General features: G+C 67.8%; 16 protein-coding genes, 1 tRNA gene and 1 pseudogene. 6 read left to right on the top strand and 12 right to left on the bottom strand.

Going from position 1 to position 18,294, the window contains the following annotated elements; translation table 11 throughout:
* The first annotated feature begins 27 nt into the window (after nucleotides 1-27).
* The 5 genes from tatC to VKV26_23905 all read left to right on the top strand — a co-directional run bounded on the left by tatC (nucleotide 28) and on the right by VKV26_23905 (nucleotide 7,605).
* Nucleotides 28-804, top strand: a complete 777-nt coding sequence (tatC, locus tag VKV26_23885; protein HLZ72956.1) for a twin-arginine translocase subunit TatC — start codon at nucleotides 28-30, stop codon at nucleotides 802-804.
* An 80-nt stretch (nucleotides 805-884) separates the two neighbouring features.
* Nucleotides 885-1,505: a uracil-DNA glycosylase gene (locus tag VKV26_23890; GenBank protein HLZ72957.1), complete on the top strand. Its 621-nt coding sequence runs from the start codon at nucleotides 885-887 to the stop codon at nucleotides 1,503-1,505.
* 44 nt (nucleotides 1,506-1,549) lie between these two features.
* A complete protein-coding gene (locus VKV26_23895; protein HLZ72958.1) occupies nucleotides 1,550-3,205 on the top strand; it encodes a ribonuclease J in 1,656 nt (551 codons plus the stop codon).
* A gap of 103 nt (nucleotides 3,206-3,308) precedes the next feature.
* Nucleotides 3,309-5,720 (top strand): DNA translocase FtsK, encoded by a 2,412-nt coding sequence (locus VKV26_23900; protein HLZ72959.1) that lies wholly within the window; start codon nucleotides 3,309-3,311, stop codon nucleotides 5,718-5,720.
* Between the two features lie 58 nt (nucleotides 5,721-5,778).
* Complete coding sequence (locus tag VKV26_23905; protein ID HLZ72960.1) at nucleotides 5,779-7,605, top strand: carboxyl transferase domain-containing protein; 1,827 nt, start codon at nucleotides 5,779-5,781, stop codon at nucleotides 7,603-7,605.
* Nucleotides 7,606-7,849: 244 nt separating this feature from the next.
* Here the strand turns inward: VKV26_23905 and uvrB are convergent.
* From uvrB to VKV26_23965, 12 genes and pseudogenes are all read right to left on the bottom strand, one after another.
* Nucleotides 7,850-9,826: pseudogene (gene uvrB / locus VKV26_23910) on the bottom strand (excinuclease ABC subunit UvrB).
* Nucleotides 9,827-9,900: 74 nt separating this feature from the next.
* Nucleotides 9,901-10,491, bottom strand: a complete 591-nt coding sequence (gene ruvA / locus VKV26_23915; protein HLZ72961.1) for a Holliday junction branch migration protein RuvA — start codon at nucleotides 10,489-10,491, stop codon at nucleotides 9,901-9,903.
* A gap of 21 nt (nucleotides 10,492-10,512) precedes the next feature.
* Nucleotides 10,513-11,064 carry a crossover junction endodeoxyribonuclease RuvC gene (gene ruvC, locus VKV26_23920; GenBank protein HLZ72962.1) on the bottom strand — a complete coding sequence of 184 codons (552 nt, stop codon included), beginning with the start codon at nucleotides 11,062-11,064 and terminating at the stop codon, nucleotides 10,513-10,515.
* An 11-nt stretch (nucleotides 11,065-11,075) separates the two neighbouring features.
* The gene (locus VKV26_23925; protein HLZ72963.1) at nucleotides 11,076-11,822 is read right to left on the bottom strand and encodes a YebC/PmpR family DNA-binding transcriptional regulator; all 747 of its coding nucleotides are present in this window, start codon (nucleotides 11,820-11,822) and stop codon (nucleotides 11,076-11,078) included.
* A 78-nt stretch (nucleotides 11,823-11,900) separates the two neighbouring features.
* On the bottom strand, nucleotides 11,901-12,734 hold the full coding sequence (gene panC / locus VKV26_23930) for a pantoate--beta-alanine ligase (GenBank protein ID HLZ72964.1): 834 nt from the start codon (nucleotides 12,732-12,734) through the stop codon (nucleotides 11,901-11,903).
* Nucleotides 12,731-13,651, bottom strand: a complete 921-nt coding sequence (gene panB / locus VKV26_23935) for a 3-methyl-2-oxobutanoate hydroxymethyltransferase (protein HLZ72965.1) — start codon at nucleotides 13,649-13,651, stop codon at nucleotides 12,731-12,733. Before panB ends, panC begins: the two co-directional genes overlap by 4 nt.
* A gap of 458 nt (nucleotides 13,652-14,109) precedes the next feature.
* Nucleotides 14,110-15,075, bottom strand: a complete 966-nt coding sequence (locus tag VKV26_23940; protein HLZ72966.1) for an adenylate/guanylate cyclase domain-containing protein — start codon at nucleotides 15,073-15,075, stop codon at nucleotides 14,110-14,112.
* Nucleotides 15,076-15,227: 152 nt separating this feature from the next.
* Nucleotides 15,228-15,303 (bottom strand) — tRNA-Lys (locus VKV26_23945).
* A 10-nt stretch (nucleotides 15,304-15,313) separates the two neighbouring features.
* On the bottom strand, nucleotides 15,314-16,525 hold the full coding sequence (locus VKV26_23950) for a tyrosine-type recombinase/integrase (protein HLZ72967.1): 1,212 nt from the start codon (nucleotides 16,523-16,525) through the stop codon (nucleotides 15,314-15,316).
* 50 nt (nucleotides 16,526-16,575) lie between these two features.
* Entirely contained in the window at nucleotides 16,576-16,722 is a 147-nt protein-coding gene (locus VKV26_23955; protein HLZ72968.1) for a hypothetical protein, read from the bottom strand.
* A 72-nt stretch (nucleotides 16,723-16,794) separates the two neighbouring features.
* Entirely contained in the window at nucleotides 16,795-17,034 is a 240-nt protein-coding gene (locus tag VKV26_23960) for a hypothetical protein (protein HLZ72969.1), read from the bottom strand.
* A gap of 508 nt (nucleotides 17,035-17,542) precedes the next feature.
* The gene (locus VKV26_23965) at nucleotides 17,543-17,893 is read right to left on the bottom strand and encodes a hypothetical protein (GenBank protein HLZ72970.1); all 351 of its coding nucleotides are present in this window, start codon (nucleotides 17,891-17,893) and stop codon (nucleotides 17,543-17,545) included.
* Nucleotides 17,894-18,046: 153 nt separating this feature from the next.
* Here VKV26_23965 and VKV26_23970 point away from each other — a divergent pair, with 153 nt between their 5' ends.
* Nucleotides 18,047-18,271, top strand: a complete 225-nt coding sequence (locus VKV26_23970; protein HLZ72971.1) for a helix-turn-helix domain-containing protein — start codon at nucleotides 18,047-18,049, stop codon at nucleotides 18,269-18,271.
* The last annotated feature ends 23 nt before the right edge of the window (nucleotides 18,272-18,294 follow it).

Below are 18,294 nucleotides of genomic sequence, written 5' to 3' on the forward strand. Positions count from 1 at the left end.
GCGCTGGAAGGCGCCAAACACTGAACGATGGCGACACAACGAGAGCTTGAGGACCAGCGCGGCGATGGTGGTGGGCGAGAGCTCACCATCATGGAGCACCTCAACGAGCTGCGCGGGCGGCTGTTTCGCAGCGCTCTGGCCGTAGCCGCGGGCACGATTTTCGGTCTGATTATCGCCAACCGCACGCTGAAGTTCCTCGAACGCCCGGCGGAAGCGGCGCATCCCGGCTTCCGCTTGCAGTACCTGCAGCCACTCGAGTATGTCGGGGCCTACTTCAAAGTCGCCATCCTGATCGGCCTGATCATCGCCATGCCGGTATTGATGTACGAGGTGCTGGCGTTCATTGTGCCGGGTCTGACGAAAAAGGAACGCCGCTGGCTGTTTCCCATCCTGGCGGGCACGATCGGCCTGTTCTTGCTCGGAATCACCTTCTCCTACTTCTTTGTGGTGCCGAAGGTGCTGGATTTCGTGCTCAACTTCGGCAATGGCATCGCCGATCCGCACATCACCGTCAACGAATATCTGAACTTCATCACGCACCTCGTCTTCTGGACCGGCGTCTTCTTTGAAACGCCGATCGTGATGATGGCGCCGGCGAAGTTCGGCCTGATCAGCGCCAGGCGCTATCTCTCCTGGTGGCGGTATGCGATCGTGGCCGGCTTCGTCGCGGCGGCCGCGGTGATCCCCAACATCAATCCGTTGCAGCAGATCGTCGTGGCGGCGCCGATTATCGGCCTGTATTTCATCGGCTGCGGCCTCGCCTGGCTGATGCAGCCGAAGCGGAAGCCGGCCGGCGGCGAATAGCACGCCGCGCCCGCACGCCGTTCGGCGGCTCCGGCGTTCGCGTTGCCCGCCCATAGGGCGCGTGCTAGCATGTGGCCAAGATGGAGAAGTCGCTAGCGGAGCTTGCACAGCTCATTTGCCGCTGCCCCAACTGCGACCTGGCCCAAACCCGCACACAGGCCGTGCCCGGCGACGGGCCGGATTCAGCGCGCCTGATGTTCATCGGCGAAGGACCGGGCTATAACGAGGACCGCAGCGGCCATCCCTTCGTGGGTCCGGCCGGCAAGTTTTTGGACGAGTTGCTGGCCACGGCGGGGCTGAAACGGGCCGATGTCTTCATCACCAACGTCGTCAAGTGCCGGCCGCCGCAGAATCGCGACCCGCTCAAAGAAGAGATCGACGCCTGCGACGGCTGGCTCCAGCAGCAGATCGCGGTGATCGATCCACCAGTGATCGTGACGCTCGGCCGTTACTCGATGGCAAAGTTCTTCGCGGGTGAATCGATCAGCCGCATCCATGGCCAGCCGCGCAAGGTCGGCAAGCGAACGATCGTGCCGATGTTCCATCCGGCGGCGGCGCTCCACCAGGAGCGCTTCCGCTCGCTGATCGTGGACGACTTCCGTCGACTGCCCGAGATTCTGGCGGCGGTGGAACGCGATCAGGCAGACGCGACCGAGCCTGCCGCGCCTGCGAAGTCGCCCGAGCAGGGCCGGCTCTTTTAGCACCTTTGAGCGCGCCCCGGCGCGCGTAACGAGAAGACAGACAGATGGCCAGGCAGACACTCCGCGTCATTCCCCTCGGCGGGCTCGGCGAAATCGGCAAAAACATGATGGCGTTCGAACTGGCGGACGACATCGTAGTGATCGACTGCGGCCTGCAGTTTCCTGAACAGGAGATGCTCGGCGTCGATCTCGTGATTCCCGATATCAGCTACCTGCTCGAGCGCGCCGACAAGGTGCGGGCGATTCTGCTCACCCACGGCCACGAAGATCACATCGGCGCCCTGCCCTACGTGCTTCGCGACCTGAACGTGCCGGTCTACTGTACGCGGCTCACCTTCGGCCTCGTCTCCGTGAAGCTCAAGGAGCACCGCCTGCTGCGCGAGAGCGATCTGCGCGTGATCGAGCCGGGCACGATGATCGAGCTGGGCGGCTTCACGGCCGAGTTCTTCCGCGTGGCGCACAGCATTCCCGACGCCTGCGGCATCGTGCTGCACACGCCCTTTGGCCGCGTCATTCACACCGGCGACTTTAAGCTGGACCACACGCCGGTCATGGGCCAGCACACGGACCTGCCCCGTCTCTCCGAGCTGGGCAGCGAGGGTGTGACCCTGCTCTGCGCCGATTCGACCTACGCGGAGGTGCCGGGCTACACGCCCTCCGAGCAGGTGGTGGGCGAGGCGCTGGACAACATCATGAACCAGGCGGCGGGGCGGGTGATCGTGGCCACCTTCGCCAGCCTGATCTCGCGCATCCAGCAGGTAATCGACGCGGCGATCAAGCACAATCGCCGCGTCTTCATCGTCGGCCGCAGCATGGTCGACAACGTCAACATGGCGCTGGAGCAGGGCTATCTCGAGGCGCCGAACGGCGTGCTGGGGCGGATCGAGGAGCTGGGCCGGCTGCCGGCCGAGCGTGTGGCGATCGTAACCACCGGCAGCCAGGGCGAGCCGACGTCGGCGCTGGCCCGCATGTCGCAGCAGGAGCACCGCTGGGTGGACATTATCCCCGGCGATACGGTCGTGCTCTCCGCCTCCCCGATTCCCGGCAACGAGCAGTACGTTTACCAGGTGGTCGACAACCTCTTCAAGCTCGGCGCTCACGTGCTCTACAACCGCGTGGACAACATCCATGTGCGCGGCCACGCCGCGCAGGAGGAGTTGAAGCTGATCCTCAGCCTGGTGCGGCCGAAATACCTGCTGCCTGTCCACGGCGAGTATCGGCACCTGACGCTGCATGCCCGCCTCGGCCAGGCGATGGGTATGCGGCCCGAAGAGACCTTTGTGCTGGAAGACGGCGACGTGCTGGAGATCGACATGGACGGGGCGCAGGTGGCCGGCCGTGTGCCCGCCACGGCCGTCTACGTGGATGGCCTCGGTGTTGGCGACGTGGACCACGTGGTGCTGCGTGACCGCCGGCACCTGGCCAACGACGGTATGGTCGTTGTCGTCATTGCCGTGGATAAGCAAAGCGGCAAGGTGATCGATCTGCCGGACGTGCTCTCACGTGGCTTCGTCGATGCGGACGAAGCGGCCTGGCTGATGGACAAGGCGCGCGAGCTGGCGCGGCAGTCATTAGACGGCGCCGATCACCGCGCCGAATGGCCGGCGATCAACGCCCGCGTCAAAGACACGGTGGCCAAGTTCCTCTATGATGAAACGCGACGGCGGCCGATGGTGCTGCCGGTAGCGGTCGAGGTGTAGGCAGGGCGGGCCTGCAATTTCGGCGGCGCACCCGGCGTAGAGCCGGGAAGTCTGACTCGCACGCGCGTCCGGCGCCCGCGACCGGACGACGGAAAGCAGCATCATGGCGAAAGCGAAGGGCACCGCCCGCCCTCGCGGCAACTCCGCACGCGCACCGCGACCACGAGGTAAGCCGCATCTGCTGAGCCGGGCCACCGAGGCGCTGACTCGGCCGCTGGCGCCCATTGCCCGCTTCTTCCTCACACCCGGCGGCCTGATCGTCGCACTGGTGGTAATTCTTGCGGCGGCCCTGCCGTGGACCGGCGTTGTGGATGTCTTCGGCGCCTTCCGTCGCGCGGTGCTGCGGAGTACGGGCGCCGGCAGCTACCTGATTGCGCTGGATGCGCTCGCCTTCGCGGCCATGCTGGCGATCTGGCCGCAGCTCCATCGGTCCTGGCGCTTCTGGCGCGTCGCCCTGGGCTGCGAGGCGCTGGCCCTGTTCGGCTGGGGTGTGCTCGGCCTTGTGCATCCGGACGTCTCGCTCGCGGGCGTGAGTCTTGGCGAGGTTTCGGCGGGCGGTCGCGCCGGCGCCGGCTTTACGGCCGGTCCGCTGACGACATTGATTTGGCTGATCCTGCTCGGCGGCGGCTTCGCGCTGGTCTGGCCGGCCGGGGCGCTGGCACTAGCCCGAGCGATCGGTGCGGCCTTGCGATCACTGTGGTCGCTTGGACTGCCTCAACGGGCATTGGGCCGCCGGCGCTCCGCGCAGGCGGGCGCACACGAACCGGCCGCGGCGGCCGCGGCGCTGGCCGCGATCGCGTCGGCGGCGCCGGCGTTCGAGGCGGAGCCGCCGCCCGAGACGATCGGCCAGGGCGCGGCCGACGCTTTCCGCCGGGCCGTACAGGCGGAGCGCGATCCGGCGGCGGCCCCCTCTGCGGCGTCGAGGGCGACCTCTACGACTTCCGAAGCCACGCCTGAACCACGGGCCGCGCCGGCATCGCCCGTCGGCTGGCAGCTCCCCGCCACCGCGCTGCTGAGCGCCGCCCCTGCGCCGCAGGGCGGGACGGTGGATAACGAGACGCGCTCGCGCATCATCGTGCAGACGCTGGCGAGCTTCGGCGTGGACGCCAGGGTCGTGCAGGTCAACCAGGGCCCCACGGTGACGCAGTTCGGCATCGAGCCCGGCTGGGATGTGAAGCTGCGCCACGAGGCCGAGCGCGATGCGGCCGGCAAGGTGATGTACGACCGCGACGGCCGGCCGAAGCTGCGCAGCGCAGAGGTCTCGCGCACGCGGGTCAGCGTCAAGCAGATCATGCGACTGCAGAGCGACCTGGCGCTGGCGCTGGCCGCGCCCTCGATCCGCATGGAAGCGCCGGTGCCGGGCAAGTCCGTCGTGGGCATCGAAGTGCCGAACACCGCCGCGGAAATGGTGGCGCTGCGCGACGTGATCGAGTCACCTCAGTTCGCGAAAGTCGGCGGCAAATCAAAGATCGCCATCGCGCTCGGCCTCGGCGTTTCCGGCGAGCCGATCGTCGCCGACCTGGCGCGCATGCCGCACCTGCTGATCGCCGGCTCGACGGGCAGCGGCAAGAGCGTCTGCATCAACGCGATTATCGCCTGCATTCTCATGCATGCGACGCCCGAAGAGGTGCGTTTCGTACTGATCGATCCGAAGCGCGTGGAGATGGTCGCATTCGAGATCATCCCGCATCTGGCTCTCTCCAAGATCATCACGGACATGGAAGACGTGCCCGGCACGCTGCAAGGCGTGATCAAGGAGATGGAGGACCGCTACCGCAAGTTCGAGGCGCTCAAAGTGCGCAACCTCGAAGCATACAACCGCCATCCCAAGGTGGCCGGCAAGCTGCCGCAATGGGTGGTGATCATCGATGAGCTGGCCGACCTGATGATGGCGGTGCCGTACGAGGTCGAGCGGCAGATCTGCCGGCTGGCGCAGCTCGCCCGCGCCACGGGCATCCACCTGGTGGTGGCCACCCAGCGCCCCTCCGTGGACGTGATTACCGGCCTGATCAAGGCCAACTTCCCCACGCGCATCGCCTTCGCCGTGTCGTCTCAGGTGGATTCCCGCACGATCCTGGACGGCGTTGGCGCGGAGAAGCTGCTCGGCCGCGGCGACATGCTCTACCTCGCGCCGGACGCGATGACCGCGAAACGGCTGCAGGGCGTCTACGTCTCCGACCAGGAGATCGAGCGGTTGGTCGACTTCTGGGGCGCCGAGCGCTGGGAGCACATCCGCCCACGGACCTTCGACCACCTCGTCGAAGAGGCGAAGGCCGAGCAGGTGGCCGCCGAGGCGCCCGAAGAGGACGAACTGCTGGAGAAGGCGCGAGCGCTGGCGGTGGAGCACACGCGTATCTCCACCTCGATGCTGCAGCGACGGCTGCGCATCGGCTACCCACGGGCAGCGCGGTTGATGGACGCGCTCGAGGACGAGGGCGTCGTCGGCGCGGCGGACGGCGGCGGCTCGCGCGACGTGATAGGATCGGATGAGGAGAGCATCTTCGGCGACCTCTGAAATTGGTCGCACCGAAGCGGTAAGTGAACGTCATTCACAGCATCGGTGAACGAACGCGATGAAGAACCTGGCCGAGTTTCTCGCCTCCCGCCGCCTGCAAGACACGGAACGCGCCGAGCTGCCGGATTCGGGCGCCTGTATCAACTGCGGCGCCGATCTGGCCGACGCCCCGCTCTATCTTGAGATGCGGGTCTGTCCGTCCTGCCGCTTTCACTACAGCCTCGGCGCCCACCGGCGCATCGAGCTGCTGGCCGATCCGGGCAGCTTCCGCGAGTCCAACCGCTCGTTGATCTCTGTCGACCCGCTGAACTTCCGCGCCCAGACACGCTACCGCCGCCGCGTGCAGGAAGAGCAGAATCGCACGGGCCTGGCCGACGCCGCGGTCACCGGCTCGTGTTCGATCGCTGGCCGCCGGATCGCCATCGCCGCCCTGGACTTCCGCTTTCTCGGCGGCAGCATCGGCTGCGCGGTAGGCGAAAAGCTGGCTCGCTGCTTCGAGCAGGCAGCCCGCGCCCGCACGCCGATGGTGACGATCGTGGCCAGCGGCGGCGTGCGCATGCAGGAGGGCGTTCTGGCGCTGATGCAGCTTGCCAAGCTGGTGGAAGCGGTGGGCCGGCTGGCGGCAGCCGCGGAGCCGCACATCGTGCTGCTGGCCAATCCATGTATGGGTGGCGCCTACGCGGTGCTTGGCAACGACGCCGACCTGGTGCTGGCCGAGCCAGGCGCGCTGATTGGCTACGCGACGACGCGTATGGTTGAGGCGGCGGCCGGACGGCAGACGCCCGAAGGCGCCCGCACGGCCGAACACCTGCTGTCCAGCGGTATGATCGACCACGTCGTCGATCGCGAGCGCCTGCGCGACTTCCTCAGCTCGCTGCTGGAGCTGCTTGCGGCGCGGCCGAAAGCCGGCGCCGCCGATGGGCCGCCGGAGGCGCGCTTTTCTCCGGGCGAGCACAACGCCTGGACGACGATCCAGCTCGCGCGGCACAGCGAGCGCCCCACGGCCACGGACTACATCGGCCACTTCAGCGACAGCTTCGTCGAGCTACGCGGCGATCGTGTCACGGGCGACGATCGAACCGTGGTCGCCGGCGTGGGCATGCTCGGCGCCGAGCCGGTCGTCTACATCGGCGGCGAACGCCGGCGTGCGGAGGCGGCTGAAACCAGCGTGCGGCCGGAGGGCTTTCGCAAGGCCCGGCGTGCGGTGGAACTGGCGGCCCGGCTGAGGTTGCCGGTAGTCTCGCTGATCGACGGCGTCGCCGCCTCGGCGGCGCTGAGCGCGGACGCTGCGGGGCTGGGCGCGGCGCTCGCCGGCTGCATGGCGGCCTTGGCCAGCGCGGCCACGCCGATCGTCGGCGCCGTGATCGGCGAGGCGCGCGGCGAGGCCGCGCTGGCGCTGGGCATGGCCGATCGCCTGCTGATGCTGGAGAACTCGGCGTTCGAAGTGGTCTCCCCGGAGGCCGCGGCCTCGATCCTGTACCGCGACACTGGTATGGCCGACAGCGTTGCGCCCGCGATGCGGCCAACAGCGCGAGATTGCTTGCGGCTGCGCATCGTGGACGCGGTGGTGCCGGAGCCGGCCGCGGGCGCCCACACCGACCACGACGCCGCCGCCCGACTGCTGAGCGCCGCACTCCTGCGTGCGATCGGCGAGTTGAAGGGCAGCGCGCCGCGCAAACTGGTGCGCGCCCGTTATGACCGCTACCGCCGCATGGGCCAGTACACGAACTTCATCCGCGAAACGGTGGGCCGAGACGTGGCGCAACTCGGTGGCGAGCTCGCCCGCCGGGCCGGCGGCGCCTTTTCGCGCATCACCCGTCGTGGCCGCGAGCCGCGTCCTGCGTCCGCGGGCAGTGACGACGGCGAGAGCTTGCTCGTACCGTAGCGACGGCATTCGAGATCGGCGGTTGTGACCCGAGTTTCGGCGGCAATATCGGGCGCCTCCGCCCGCAACGCTACGGCCCGTGCCGGCCGCTGCGCGCCATGCCGCGACCGCCGCCGCGCGGCGCCCGGCTGGAGTAGTGCGTGCTTTCCGGTGTCACCAGACGGTCTTCGTCGCGACGGCGGCGCGTCGGCGTGAGCATCTCGGCCAGGCGGCTCAGGCCTTCTTCGTCGCCGACGAGCTCGCGCCGCAGTTCCACCACCTGGTCGCGGATCAGGGCTGCCTTTTCGAACTCGAGCGCCCGCGCCGCCTGTCGCATCTGTGACTCCAGCTCGATCACCAGTCGGGCGACCTCGTCCTTCTCCATGCCGCTGCCCGCGCGGTAGCCGGGGCCGGTTTCCGCCACCTTCGAGCGTGTCTGCGCCTGCGCCCGCACGTGGTCGGTGATGTCGCGCACCGCCTTGCGGATGCCGGCGGGTGAGATGCCGTGCGCGTCGTTGTACTCCGATTGAATCGTGCGCCGGCGGTTCGTTTCGTCGATCGCCTGGCGCATGGAACCGGTCATCGTATCGGCGTACATGATCACGTGGCCGTTCTCGTGGCGGGCCGCGCGGCCGATCGTCTGGATCAACGAACTCGCTGAACGGAGATAGCCTTCCTTGTCTGCGTCGAGAATGGCGACGAGACTCACTTCCGGCAGATCGAGTCCCTCGCGCAGCAGGTTGATGCCGACCAGCACATCGTAGACGCCGAGCCGCAGATCGCGTAGGATCTCGGTGCGATCGAGCGTATTGACTTCCGAGTGCAGGTAGTTGGTCTTGATCCCCATCTCCTGCAAGTAGTCTGCCAGATCTTCGGCCATCTTCTTTGTCATCGTGGTGACGAGCACACGCTCACGGCGATCGATCCGGGTCTTGATTTCGTCCAGCAGATCGTCGATCTGCCCTTTCGTCGGCTTGACCTCGATCGTCGGGTCGAGCAGGCCAGTAGGCCGAATAACCTGCTCAACGGTCTGCGTGGAGACTTCTTGCTCGTACGGCCCCGGCGTGGCTGATACGAAGATTACCTGGTTAATGTGCGCATCGAACTCTTCGAAGCTGAGCGGCCGGTTGTCCAGTGCGGACGGCAGACGGAAGCCGAAGTCAACCAGGGTTCGCTTGCGCGCGTAGTCGCCCTGGAACATGCCGCGCACCTGCGGCACGCTGCGGTGCGATTCGTCAATGAACAGCAGCCAGTCGGCCGGCACATAGTCCAGCAGCGTCCAGGGAGTGCTGCCCGCCTCGCGCCGCGCCAGGTGACGGCTGTAGTTCTCGACGCCGGAGCAGTAGCCCGCTTCGCGCAGCGTTTCCAGGTCGTAGCGCGTGCGTTCCTCCAGGCGCGCGGCTTCGAGAATCTTGCCCTCTGCCCGCAGCTCGCCCAGCCGGTCGCGCAGCTCGATCTCGATGTCCTCGATCGCCGCGTCCATCTTCTCCTTCGACGTAACAAAATGCTTCGCCGGATAGATGTCCACTCGCTCGCGTTCGGCAAGCACTTCGCCCGTGAGCGGATCAAGCTCGGTGATCCGTTCGACCGTGTCGCCCCAAAAGTCGATACGCACCGCCAGCTCGTCGTATGAAGGATGTACGGTCAGTGTGTCGCCGCGCAAACGGAATTTGCCGCGCACCATGTTGATGTCGTTGCGCTCGTACTGCATGTTGACCAGCGCGCGGATCGCCTCATTACGGTGCGTTTGACCGCCTTTCTGCAGCGAGAGCACGAAGCTCTGGTACTCTTCCGGCTCGCCGAGGCCATAGATGCAGGAAACCGAGGCGACGATCAGGACATCGCGCCGTTCGAAGAGGGCACGCGTGGCGGCATGGCGCATTTTATCGATCTCGTCGTTGATGTCGGCGTCTTTGGCGATATAGGTATCCGTGCGCGGCACGTACGCTTCTGGCTGGTAGTAGTCGTAGTAGGAGACGAAGTACTCGACCGCGTTTTCGGGGAAGAACTCCTTGAACTCGCTGCAAAGCTGCGCGGCCAGCGTCTTGTTGTGCGCCAGCACCAGCGTTGGCCGCTGCACCTGCTGAATTACGTTCGCCATGGTGAAGGTCTTGCCGGAGCCGGTGACGCCGAGCAGCGTCTGCTGGCGGTCGCCGCGGCGCAGGCCCTCGATCAGTCGCTCGACGGCTTCAGGCTGGTCGCCGGTGGCTTGAAAGTCGGATTGGAGTTTAAAGGCAGGCATCCCACCCTCGCGCGGCAAACGGGCCGCCGCTAGAACACATGATCGATTATACCATATCGGCGCCTGCCCGCGGTTCAGCCGCGGCCGCCCTTCTGCAGGGCGAAGCGGATGCGCTCTTCCACGGGCATGGCGCCGGCGGCCGGCACGCTTGCCAGCGCGGCGGCGATCTCGGCGCTCGTCCAGCCCAGAGAAGCCAGCACGTCGGCGGCCTCGTCGCCGGCGAAGGCGCCGGCCGGCACGTAGCCGTCGACCGGCGTGGCGCTCAGCTTGCCCCGCAGCTCCAGCACCAGCCGCTCCGCGGTCTTGCGACCCACACCTTTCACCCGCGCCACGGCGGTTACGTCCTGGCGATCCACGGCGGCTGCCAGCTCGCCGGGCGAAAACTCGGTGAGAAAGGCGAGAGCGCCACGCGGTCCGATGCCGGTGACGCCAAGCAGCCGCTCGAACGTCTCCAGCTCCTCGGCGGTGAGAAAACCGAAAAGCTGGATCGTGTCCTCGCGCACGTAGGTGAAGGTGCGCAGCGTCACCGCCTCACCGCCGGCGCCGAGACGGGCGAGCGTGCTGCCGGGCACGCTGACCTCGTAGCCGACACCGTTCACATCGACGACCACGCGGTCGCGGCCCTTCTCCTCGATCGTGCCGCGCAGCCGGGCGATGAAGGTCATGATCGATTCCTCTGACGCGAGTTAGAGCCCCGTTTCGTCCTGCAGCAGCCGTGCCCGCCGGTGGGCGTAATGGCAGAGCGCGATCGCCAGGGCGTCCGCGGCGTCGGCCGGCGAGGGCACCTGCGCCAATCCAAGCTGCAGCCGCACGACCTCCGCGATCTGCCGCTTGTCGCCGCGGCCGTAGCCCGCCACGCTCTGCTTCACCTCCGCCGGCGTGTACTGGAAGACGCGGGCGCCCTCTTCGGCCGCCGCCAGCATCGCGGCCGCCCGCGCCTCGCCGATCGCGAAGGCGGACTTCACGTTCAGGGCGACGAAGGGCGACTCCAGCGCCAGCTCGCTCGCCTGCCAGCGCAAGAGCGTTTCGCGCAGGCCCCAGTGAATCGCGCGCAGCCGCGCCTCGATCGGCGCCCGCGCATCTGTCCTGATGTGGTTGTAGTCGAGCAGGCTGGTCTGCGCGGGTGAGCACCTCAGCACGCCGTAGCCGGTGACGCGCAGGCCGGGGTCGACCCCGAGCACGACGACTTCGGCGTCGGCGTCGGAATGCGATCGTGCTGCCGAGGGCGATGCAGACACCGTGCCGCCGCTCAGGCGTTAAACGCGGCCATCGCCGCTACCGCAAACTCCGCGTTGGTGTAGACCTTCTGCACGTCGTCGTCGTTCTCGAGCTTGTCCAGCAGCTTGAGCGCCGTGGCGCTGCGCGCCTCGTCCAGGTCGACCGTGAGATCGGGCACCATCGACAGCTCGGCCGAGGCGATCTCGAAGCCGGCCTCGCTCAGGGCGCGGCGCACCGCTTCCAGCTCTTCGCGCTCGGTGTAGATCTGCACCTCGCCATCGTCGGACTGCACGTCGATCGCCCCGGCGTCGATCGCCGCCAGCTCGACCTCTTCTTCCTTGCCCGGCGCCGAGATGCTGATCACGCCGCGCGACTTGAACTGCCAGGCGACCGAGCCGGATTCGCCAAGGTTTCCGCCGCCGCGGTCAAAGATCGAGCGGATGCTGGCGGCCGTGCGGTTGCGGTTGTCGGTCATCGCCTCGACGAGGATGGCGATGCCGCCGGGGCCGTAGCCTTCATACATGACCTCCGCCAGGCTCTCGGCCTCACCCCCACCCACCGCACGTTTAATTGCACGGTCGATCGTGTCGGCGGGCATATTGGCGTCGCGGGCGCGCTGCACGGCCAGGCGCAGGCGGAAGTTGGCTGCCGGGTCGCCGCCGCCCTGCCGCGCCGCCACCGCGATTTCGCGGCCGAGCTTGGTGAAGACGGCGCCGCGCCTGGCGTCGGCCGCGCCCTTCGACCGCTTGATCTGCGACCACTTGGAGTGCCCGGACATACCCCGCCCCTGCTGCACTGGCGTTGACTTGAGCGATCTTAGCATCGGCCGCAAAAGGGGGTCAAAGCGCCCGGAGGACTACCCCAACTCGATGTTGTCGATCAGCCGCGTCTTGCCCACACGCACGGCCAGGCTGAGCAGCGCGCCCGGCTGTGCCAGCTCCAGTTCCTCGAGCGTCTCGCCGTCCGCCAGGCTGACGTATTCGACCCGGGCCAGCGGCTCGGCGTTGATTATGTCAAGCACGACCTGCCGGATGGCCGTCGCATCGCGTTTGCCCGCGTGCCAGTGCTCCGCGGCGGCGCGCAGGCCGCGCGAGAGCACGAGTGCGGCCTCGCGCTCGCGCGGCGAGAGGTAGCTGTTGCGGCTGCTCATCGCCAGGCCGTCCGGCTCGCGCACGATCGGCATGGGCGCGATCTCGACCGGCAGGTTCAAGTCCGTCACCATGCGCTGAATCACGCGCAGTTGCTGCGCGTCCTTGCGGCCGAAGTAAGCACGCTGCGGCTGCACGATCGTGAACAGTTTCAGCACCACGGTGCAGACGCCGCGGAAGTGCCCCGGCCGCGCCGCGCCCTCGAGCCGCGTGGCGATCGCACCCGGCTCGACCCAGGTGTCGAAGCCGGGCGGATAGATCGTGGCCGCTTCGGGCGTGAAGACCAGGTCCACGCCCGCGTCGCGCAACAGGCTGAGGTCGCGCTCCACGTCACGCGGATAGGTCGAGAGATCCTCGCGCGGCCCGAACTGCGCCGGGTTGACGAAGATGCTGACGGCTACCAGCCCATTTTCCGCGCGGGCACGGGCGACCAGGCTCAAGTGCCCGGCGTGCAGAAAGCCCATCGTCGGCACCAGGCCGACCGCGCCGCCGCACTCTTGCCGCCAGCGCCGCACACCCTCGATCGATGGCTCGACGATCACGGCGCCGGCCGCGGTGATTCCAGAGTCCCCGCGCCGCCGAAAGGCCGCGCCTCCTCGGTCGTGCCGTCACTGACCGGCGCGCCGGCGCTGCCCGCCGCCATGCGGCGCGCCTTCTCCAGGCCGAAGCTCTCCTGCGCCGAGGGGAATTCGCCAGCCTGCACCTCAGCGATATAGCGCTGCACCGCGTCGGTGACCGGCCCGGCCAGCTCGGCGAAGCGCCGGGCGTGGCGCGGCAGGAAATCCGGAAACAGGCCGAGAAAGTCGTGCAGCACCTGCACCTGGCCGTCGCAGTAGGGTCCGGCGCCGATGCCGATCGTGGGCACGCCGACCTTCTCCGTCACCAGGCGCGCGACGTTGGCCGGCACCGTCTCCAGTACGATCGCGAAGGCGCCCGCCCGCTCTAAGGCGGCGGCGGCGTTGATCAGCTTCACGACCGCCGCCGGAGTCTTCGCCTGCACGCGGTAGCCGCCGAGCTGGTTCACCGACTGGGGCGTGAGGCCGAGGTGGCCCATCACGGGCATGCCGGCCTCTACCAGCCGCTGCACCGTGGGCGCCACGCTCTGGCCGCCCTCCAGCTTCACCGCCGTCGCGCCCGTCTCCTTCAAGATGCGCCCGGCGTTGCGCAACGCCTCTTCAATGCTCACCTGGTAGCTGAGGAAGGGCATGTCCACGACGACGATCGCCCGCTCCGCGCCGCGCACGACGGCCTGGCCGTGGCGGATCATGTCCTCGATCGTCACCGGCAGGGTGGAGTCGTAGCCGAGCACCACCATGCCGAGCGAGTCGCCGACGAGGATGATCGGCACGCCGGCCGCTTCCACCAGCTTCGCCGTGGGATAGTCGTAGGCGGTGAGCATGGGGATCTTCTCCCCGCGCTCCTTCATCGCCTTCAGTTCGCCGATCGCTAGCCTGACCATGTTGCCGCCGCTCCTTGCCGCCGCGGTCCATCCCCGTAGGGTGACGGCCGCGGCGGCGCTGCCTGCTCGTTGCCTGGTCGAGAGTGACGGTCGCCGTCACGCCGTTCTGCCGTCATTGCCCTCCCGCGGCTGCACAGCGGCGGAACATGCTCTGCTTCGGGCGCGTGGCAACGCACCCCATGGGGCCGGATCGGTCCGAGTGAATCGTGCTGAAGCGATCATTGCAACTCGTCCTGGTCCGCCGATCCAGGCGAGGGAGGGCGCCCCGGCGCATCGACGCTCGCCGCCGCGCCTGACGCGGTCGGTGGCCCGCTCAGCATAACAAGCACGCCGTGGCTGTCAAAGGCGTGCCGTGGGCCAGCGGAGGCACGACAGAGCGACGGCTGAGCAGTGTGGGTGTTTCGGGCCGAGCCATCGAGACACCTTGCGGCCACGCCGGCGCCGCGATCCCGCGCCGGCTAATCGATCGCTTCGGTTGCCCGCGCCTTGCCGCCCTTCAGCGGCGCCCGTTCGCCGCCGTTCGCGCGGGCGAGCAGCTCCGGGTCGGTGGAAGCATTCGGATCCTTGTGCCAGTTGACCTCGTACAGCGTCATCGGCTCATCCAGCCCCTTGAGCTGCCGTTCGCCGGCCGGGATGAATCGCCACAGCGAGCCGGCGACGATTCCCTTCACGTGCTCGGGCACGAGGATCTGGGCGGCGCCGGCCTCGGCCATCACGCGCGCGGCAAGGATCAGCGGCATGCCGTAGACCCGTTGGCCGGAAGAGGGCGCCTCGCCGCCGTTGATGCCCATGCGTACGTCCAGCACGAAACCGCTGGAATCGTCGCGATTTCGATCTCGCAGCGCTCGCTGGCAGGAAGCGGCACAGGCGAGCGCGTCGTTCACCGAGTTGAACACGGCTTCAAAGCCGTCGCCGGTGAATTTCGACTCCTTCTTGCCGATAGCGTTATATCGCTTGAATCGCTCGCGAAACATGCCGTTGTGCCACTCGAGCAGGCTCAGCGCCCGCTCGTCGCCCAATCGCCTGGTCATCACGGTCGATTGTACGATGTCGGTGTACAGTACGCCGACGAACTTGGGCTTATAGATCGGACCACCAACGCGGGTGCGTTCCCAGGAGAGTTCCGGCGAGACGCGCAACTCGGAGGTGCCGATCAGCACCGGCCGGTTCAGTTCGAGCGGGTACCGCCGCCCCGGCTCCAGCTTCTCCGCCTCCATCCAGGTGCCGTTGGTGCTCCCCAGGTCCTCGATATACAGCGAAGCGCCGTCGGCGCCGACGCGCAGGTGCCGGCTGGAGATCGCGTGGTCCGTTTCCACGACCAGATCGCTCTGGCGCGTGCGGCCGACCACGAGTGAGCCGCCGTCTTTCAGATCGTGTTCCAGCGATGTTTGGCCGTCCTCCAACCGGATCTTGATCGTATACACCGCATCGCTCCCCAGGCAGCATATCACCGGCGGCAGAGCGCCGGCAGGCGTGCGCCGCCGCCCGTGCACGAATCGCCTTGCGAGCACCCGATCCGCGGGCGCTGCCGATCGATGAACGAAAAGCCGGCCTCGCCGGCCGGCTCAGGTGGAGGTGGTGCCCCCGGTAGGACTCGAACCTACAACCAATTGATTAAGAGTCAACTGCTCTGCCAATTGAGCTACGGAGGCAAGGGCCTTTTCACGCCTGCGCTTGTGACAACGCTCGCAATCCAGCCGGCGGTACATCAACCGACACATCAACCGTGGGCGTCAGCCCGCGCAGCGCGGCGTCGAGCTTGCTCATCGCCTGCCGCTTGAGGCCGTCTTCCACGCTGGTGTAGATGCTCATCGTCGTACTCACGCTGGCGTGTCGTGCCAATTTTTGCGCGACGGCCGGATGCACGTCAAGTTGCGGCAGGAAGGAGACGAAGTAGTGCCTCAAGTGATGCAGGTGGATCACCGGCAGACCGGCGGCCCGCAGCGCGGCCTGGAAGCGGTGGGTGAAGTACACCGGGTCGTACGGCTTCCCGCTCTTCGTCACCCAGACCAGACCGCTGCGACGCTCGCCGATCACCCCGCGCAGCACGGCCACCACGTCGGGCAGCAGCTCGATCGTGGTGGCGCTGGCCCGCGACTTCGGCTCCGTGATCACCAGCCCGCTGCCGGGGATGCGCTGCACCTGCTGACAGATGCGCGCCGTGCCGGCATCGAGGTTCAGGTGCTCGATGGCAAGGCCGGCCAGCTCCCCGGCCCGCAGCCCGGTGAAGAGCGCGGTCACGTAGACGGACCACAGGGGATCGCCGCGCAGCGCGTCCGCCAGTCGTTTGGCCGCCGCGATGCTGAGCGCCGGGGGATGCTGCTGCGGCACGGTGATCGGCTCGGTGTCCGACACGATGTTGCGATCCACCCAGCCCCAACGCCGGGCCACGTTCAGTGCCCGCCGCAGGGCGATGCGCAGGCTGGCGCGAGTCTTCGGCGAAAGCGGCACGCCGGTCAGGAAGTCCTCGACCTGCTGCACCGTGAGCCTTCGGCAGTCGATTCCGCCGAAGGCCGGTTTCAGGTGTCGGCGTACGTGGCTGTCGTACTGCCGCCAGGTGCCGTACGACCGCTCGCCGCGGTCCACCTGCGCCCAGAGGCTCGTCAGCCAGGCGTCGAACAGCTCGGCCATCGTGTGCCGTTCCGGCTTCACCGGCTGGCCCGCGTCCTTCGCCTGCTGCGCGGTCTTGAGCGCCGCCCGCGCCTCCCGTTCGGACTTGAAGTAGCTGTAGCGGCGTTTGCCGTCGCCGTCGTAGATCGCCATCTGCCAGCGCACGCCGGCCTTCGTGTTTCGCTTCGTGACGGTCCCCTCGCCGTTGGGGGTCTTCCCGACGACCCGTGCGGTACCGCTATCCAGCGTGATCCGTTTCCCCATTGTTCTGCTGCCTCTCCTGTCGTGTTCGACCCGCGCGCCATCCGCGCGTCTCAGTGCTCGCCGCCAGCCCGCCGGAGGATACGATCAACCTCAGCCAGCACGTCTTCGGTGCTGACAGCCGCCAAGCTCGCCTGCTCCGGCTCCGGCAGCGGCGCAGGGCGGCAGGACGAGAAGCGCCACATGGTGAAGCTGATCATCCCGCGCATCAGAGGCAGCGGGCAGTCTTCGAGCGCCGCGCAGTGCTTGGCCGTGTGGCAGTGGTTCAGCAGTCAGTACGGGCGGTCCCGCGACGGCGTGCGCACGCGCTCGCAACAGGGCCGCCGCTCAGACGCCACCGGATACCAGCCATCCTCTCCGTCGTACCACCCGTCCGGCTCCTCCTGGCCGCGTTGGCGGCGCACATATCGGGCGTAGGCGGGTATGGCCGGCCGCCGGTGCTTGGGCACCACGCCGTCGGGCAACGTGGCGAAGCCCCCGGAGTTGTGGTCGTAGCTGTTCGTCTCGATCATCCGCGTCTCCTTGCGACGGTCCAGTTGTGCCCCGGCCGACGCACTGCTCCCTACCTGCTGATCCACGCTGCCAGCCGGCCAGCGACCGCCAGTACGGCACATCGACCGTGGGCGGGTTGCCCTGACGCGCTACGATCGCCGTGGCGGCCTGCAATGCCGCGATCCGTACGGTTTTGGTGCTGCTCGCCACCCCCGCGCGCGCTGCTGCGGCTTCTGGCGCGTCTGGCGCGGCGTGCGAAGCCGCTTCCACTACAGCCGTGACCGGCGTGATCGCCCGCGCGAAGCCGGCCTTGTCGATGCCGACGCGGACACGCTCGCCTTCGGCCGGAATGGCGGGTACTGGGTCGGCAAAGCGGCTGACGTTCAGCCAGCCGTCGCGGCCGGCAAGTTGAAAGCCCTTCCCGTTTGCGCGGCTGACCGTGCCCTCGATCGTCTCGGTGATGTGGTCCGTTGTCATCGTCGTGTGCCTCGGCGCCGGTACTTTCGCCGCCGGCCCGGCGTGAATGGGTTAGCGGTCCGCGTAGAGCGGATTCCAGCGCCGGATACAGGCGGCTTCGTCCGCGCAGCGGTAGAGCGGCGAGCTGTCCACATGAACCCCGATGACGATGAGCGGCTGGTCGGCGGCGCCGCAGTGCTGGCAGCGGTTCAGACCGGCCGCGATGCTGTGGCAGCACGTCTGTCGGGCCACGTAGCCCTTGCAGGTGCAGGTCCACGTACCGCGCACTAGGCGGACGCTGTACACCGTCTCGCCGTCCGAGCTGGGGGCGCCGTACTCCGTGGGGCTGCGGTAGCCGAGTTCGACCGTGCGCGGGTCGCGGGCCGTAGACTTGCTGGTGGGGGCTGGGGATGCGGTGGTCATCTCCGTCTCCATCTGGGCCGATTCCGGCGGCCACCGGAACCGGCCCTCGTGATGGTCTCGTTATATAGTAGTTAATGATAGAATGCAATAGTGCACGGTGCGTAAGGATGGAATGTTCGGTACAATGGTTGAAGGAGCAGGGAGTGCGCGCGTATGACAATGGGTGCAATGGTTGATGAACGCTATCTGACGACGGCCGAGATCGCGGCGAAGCTCCACGTCACGGAATGGACCGTGCGGCAGTGGCTCAACGCCGGCAAGCTACGGGGTTCCCGTCCAGGGGGGCGGCGCGCCGGCTGGCGCGTGCGGGAGAGCGACTTCGTGCGCTTCCTCGACCGGACCGCCAACCGGCCGGATGGAGGGGAGGCGGCCAGATGAGCGTTGCAGAGCGTGTGACGCGG

The organism is Dehalococcoidia bacterium, assembly GCA_035310145.1.
Lineage (GTDB): Bacteria > Chloroflexota > Dehalococcoidia > CAUJGQ01 > CAUJGQ01 > CALFMN01.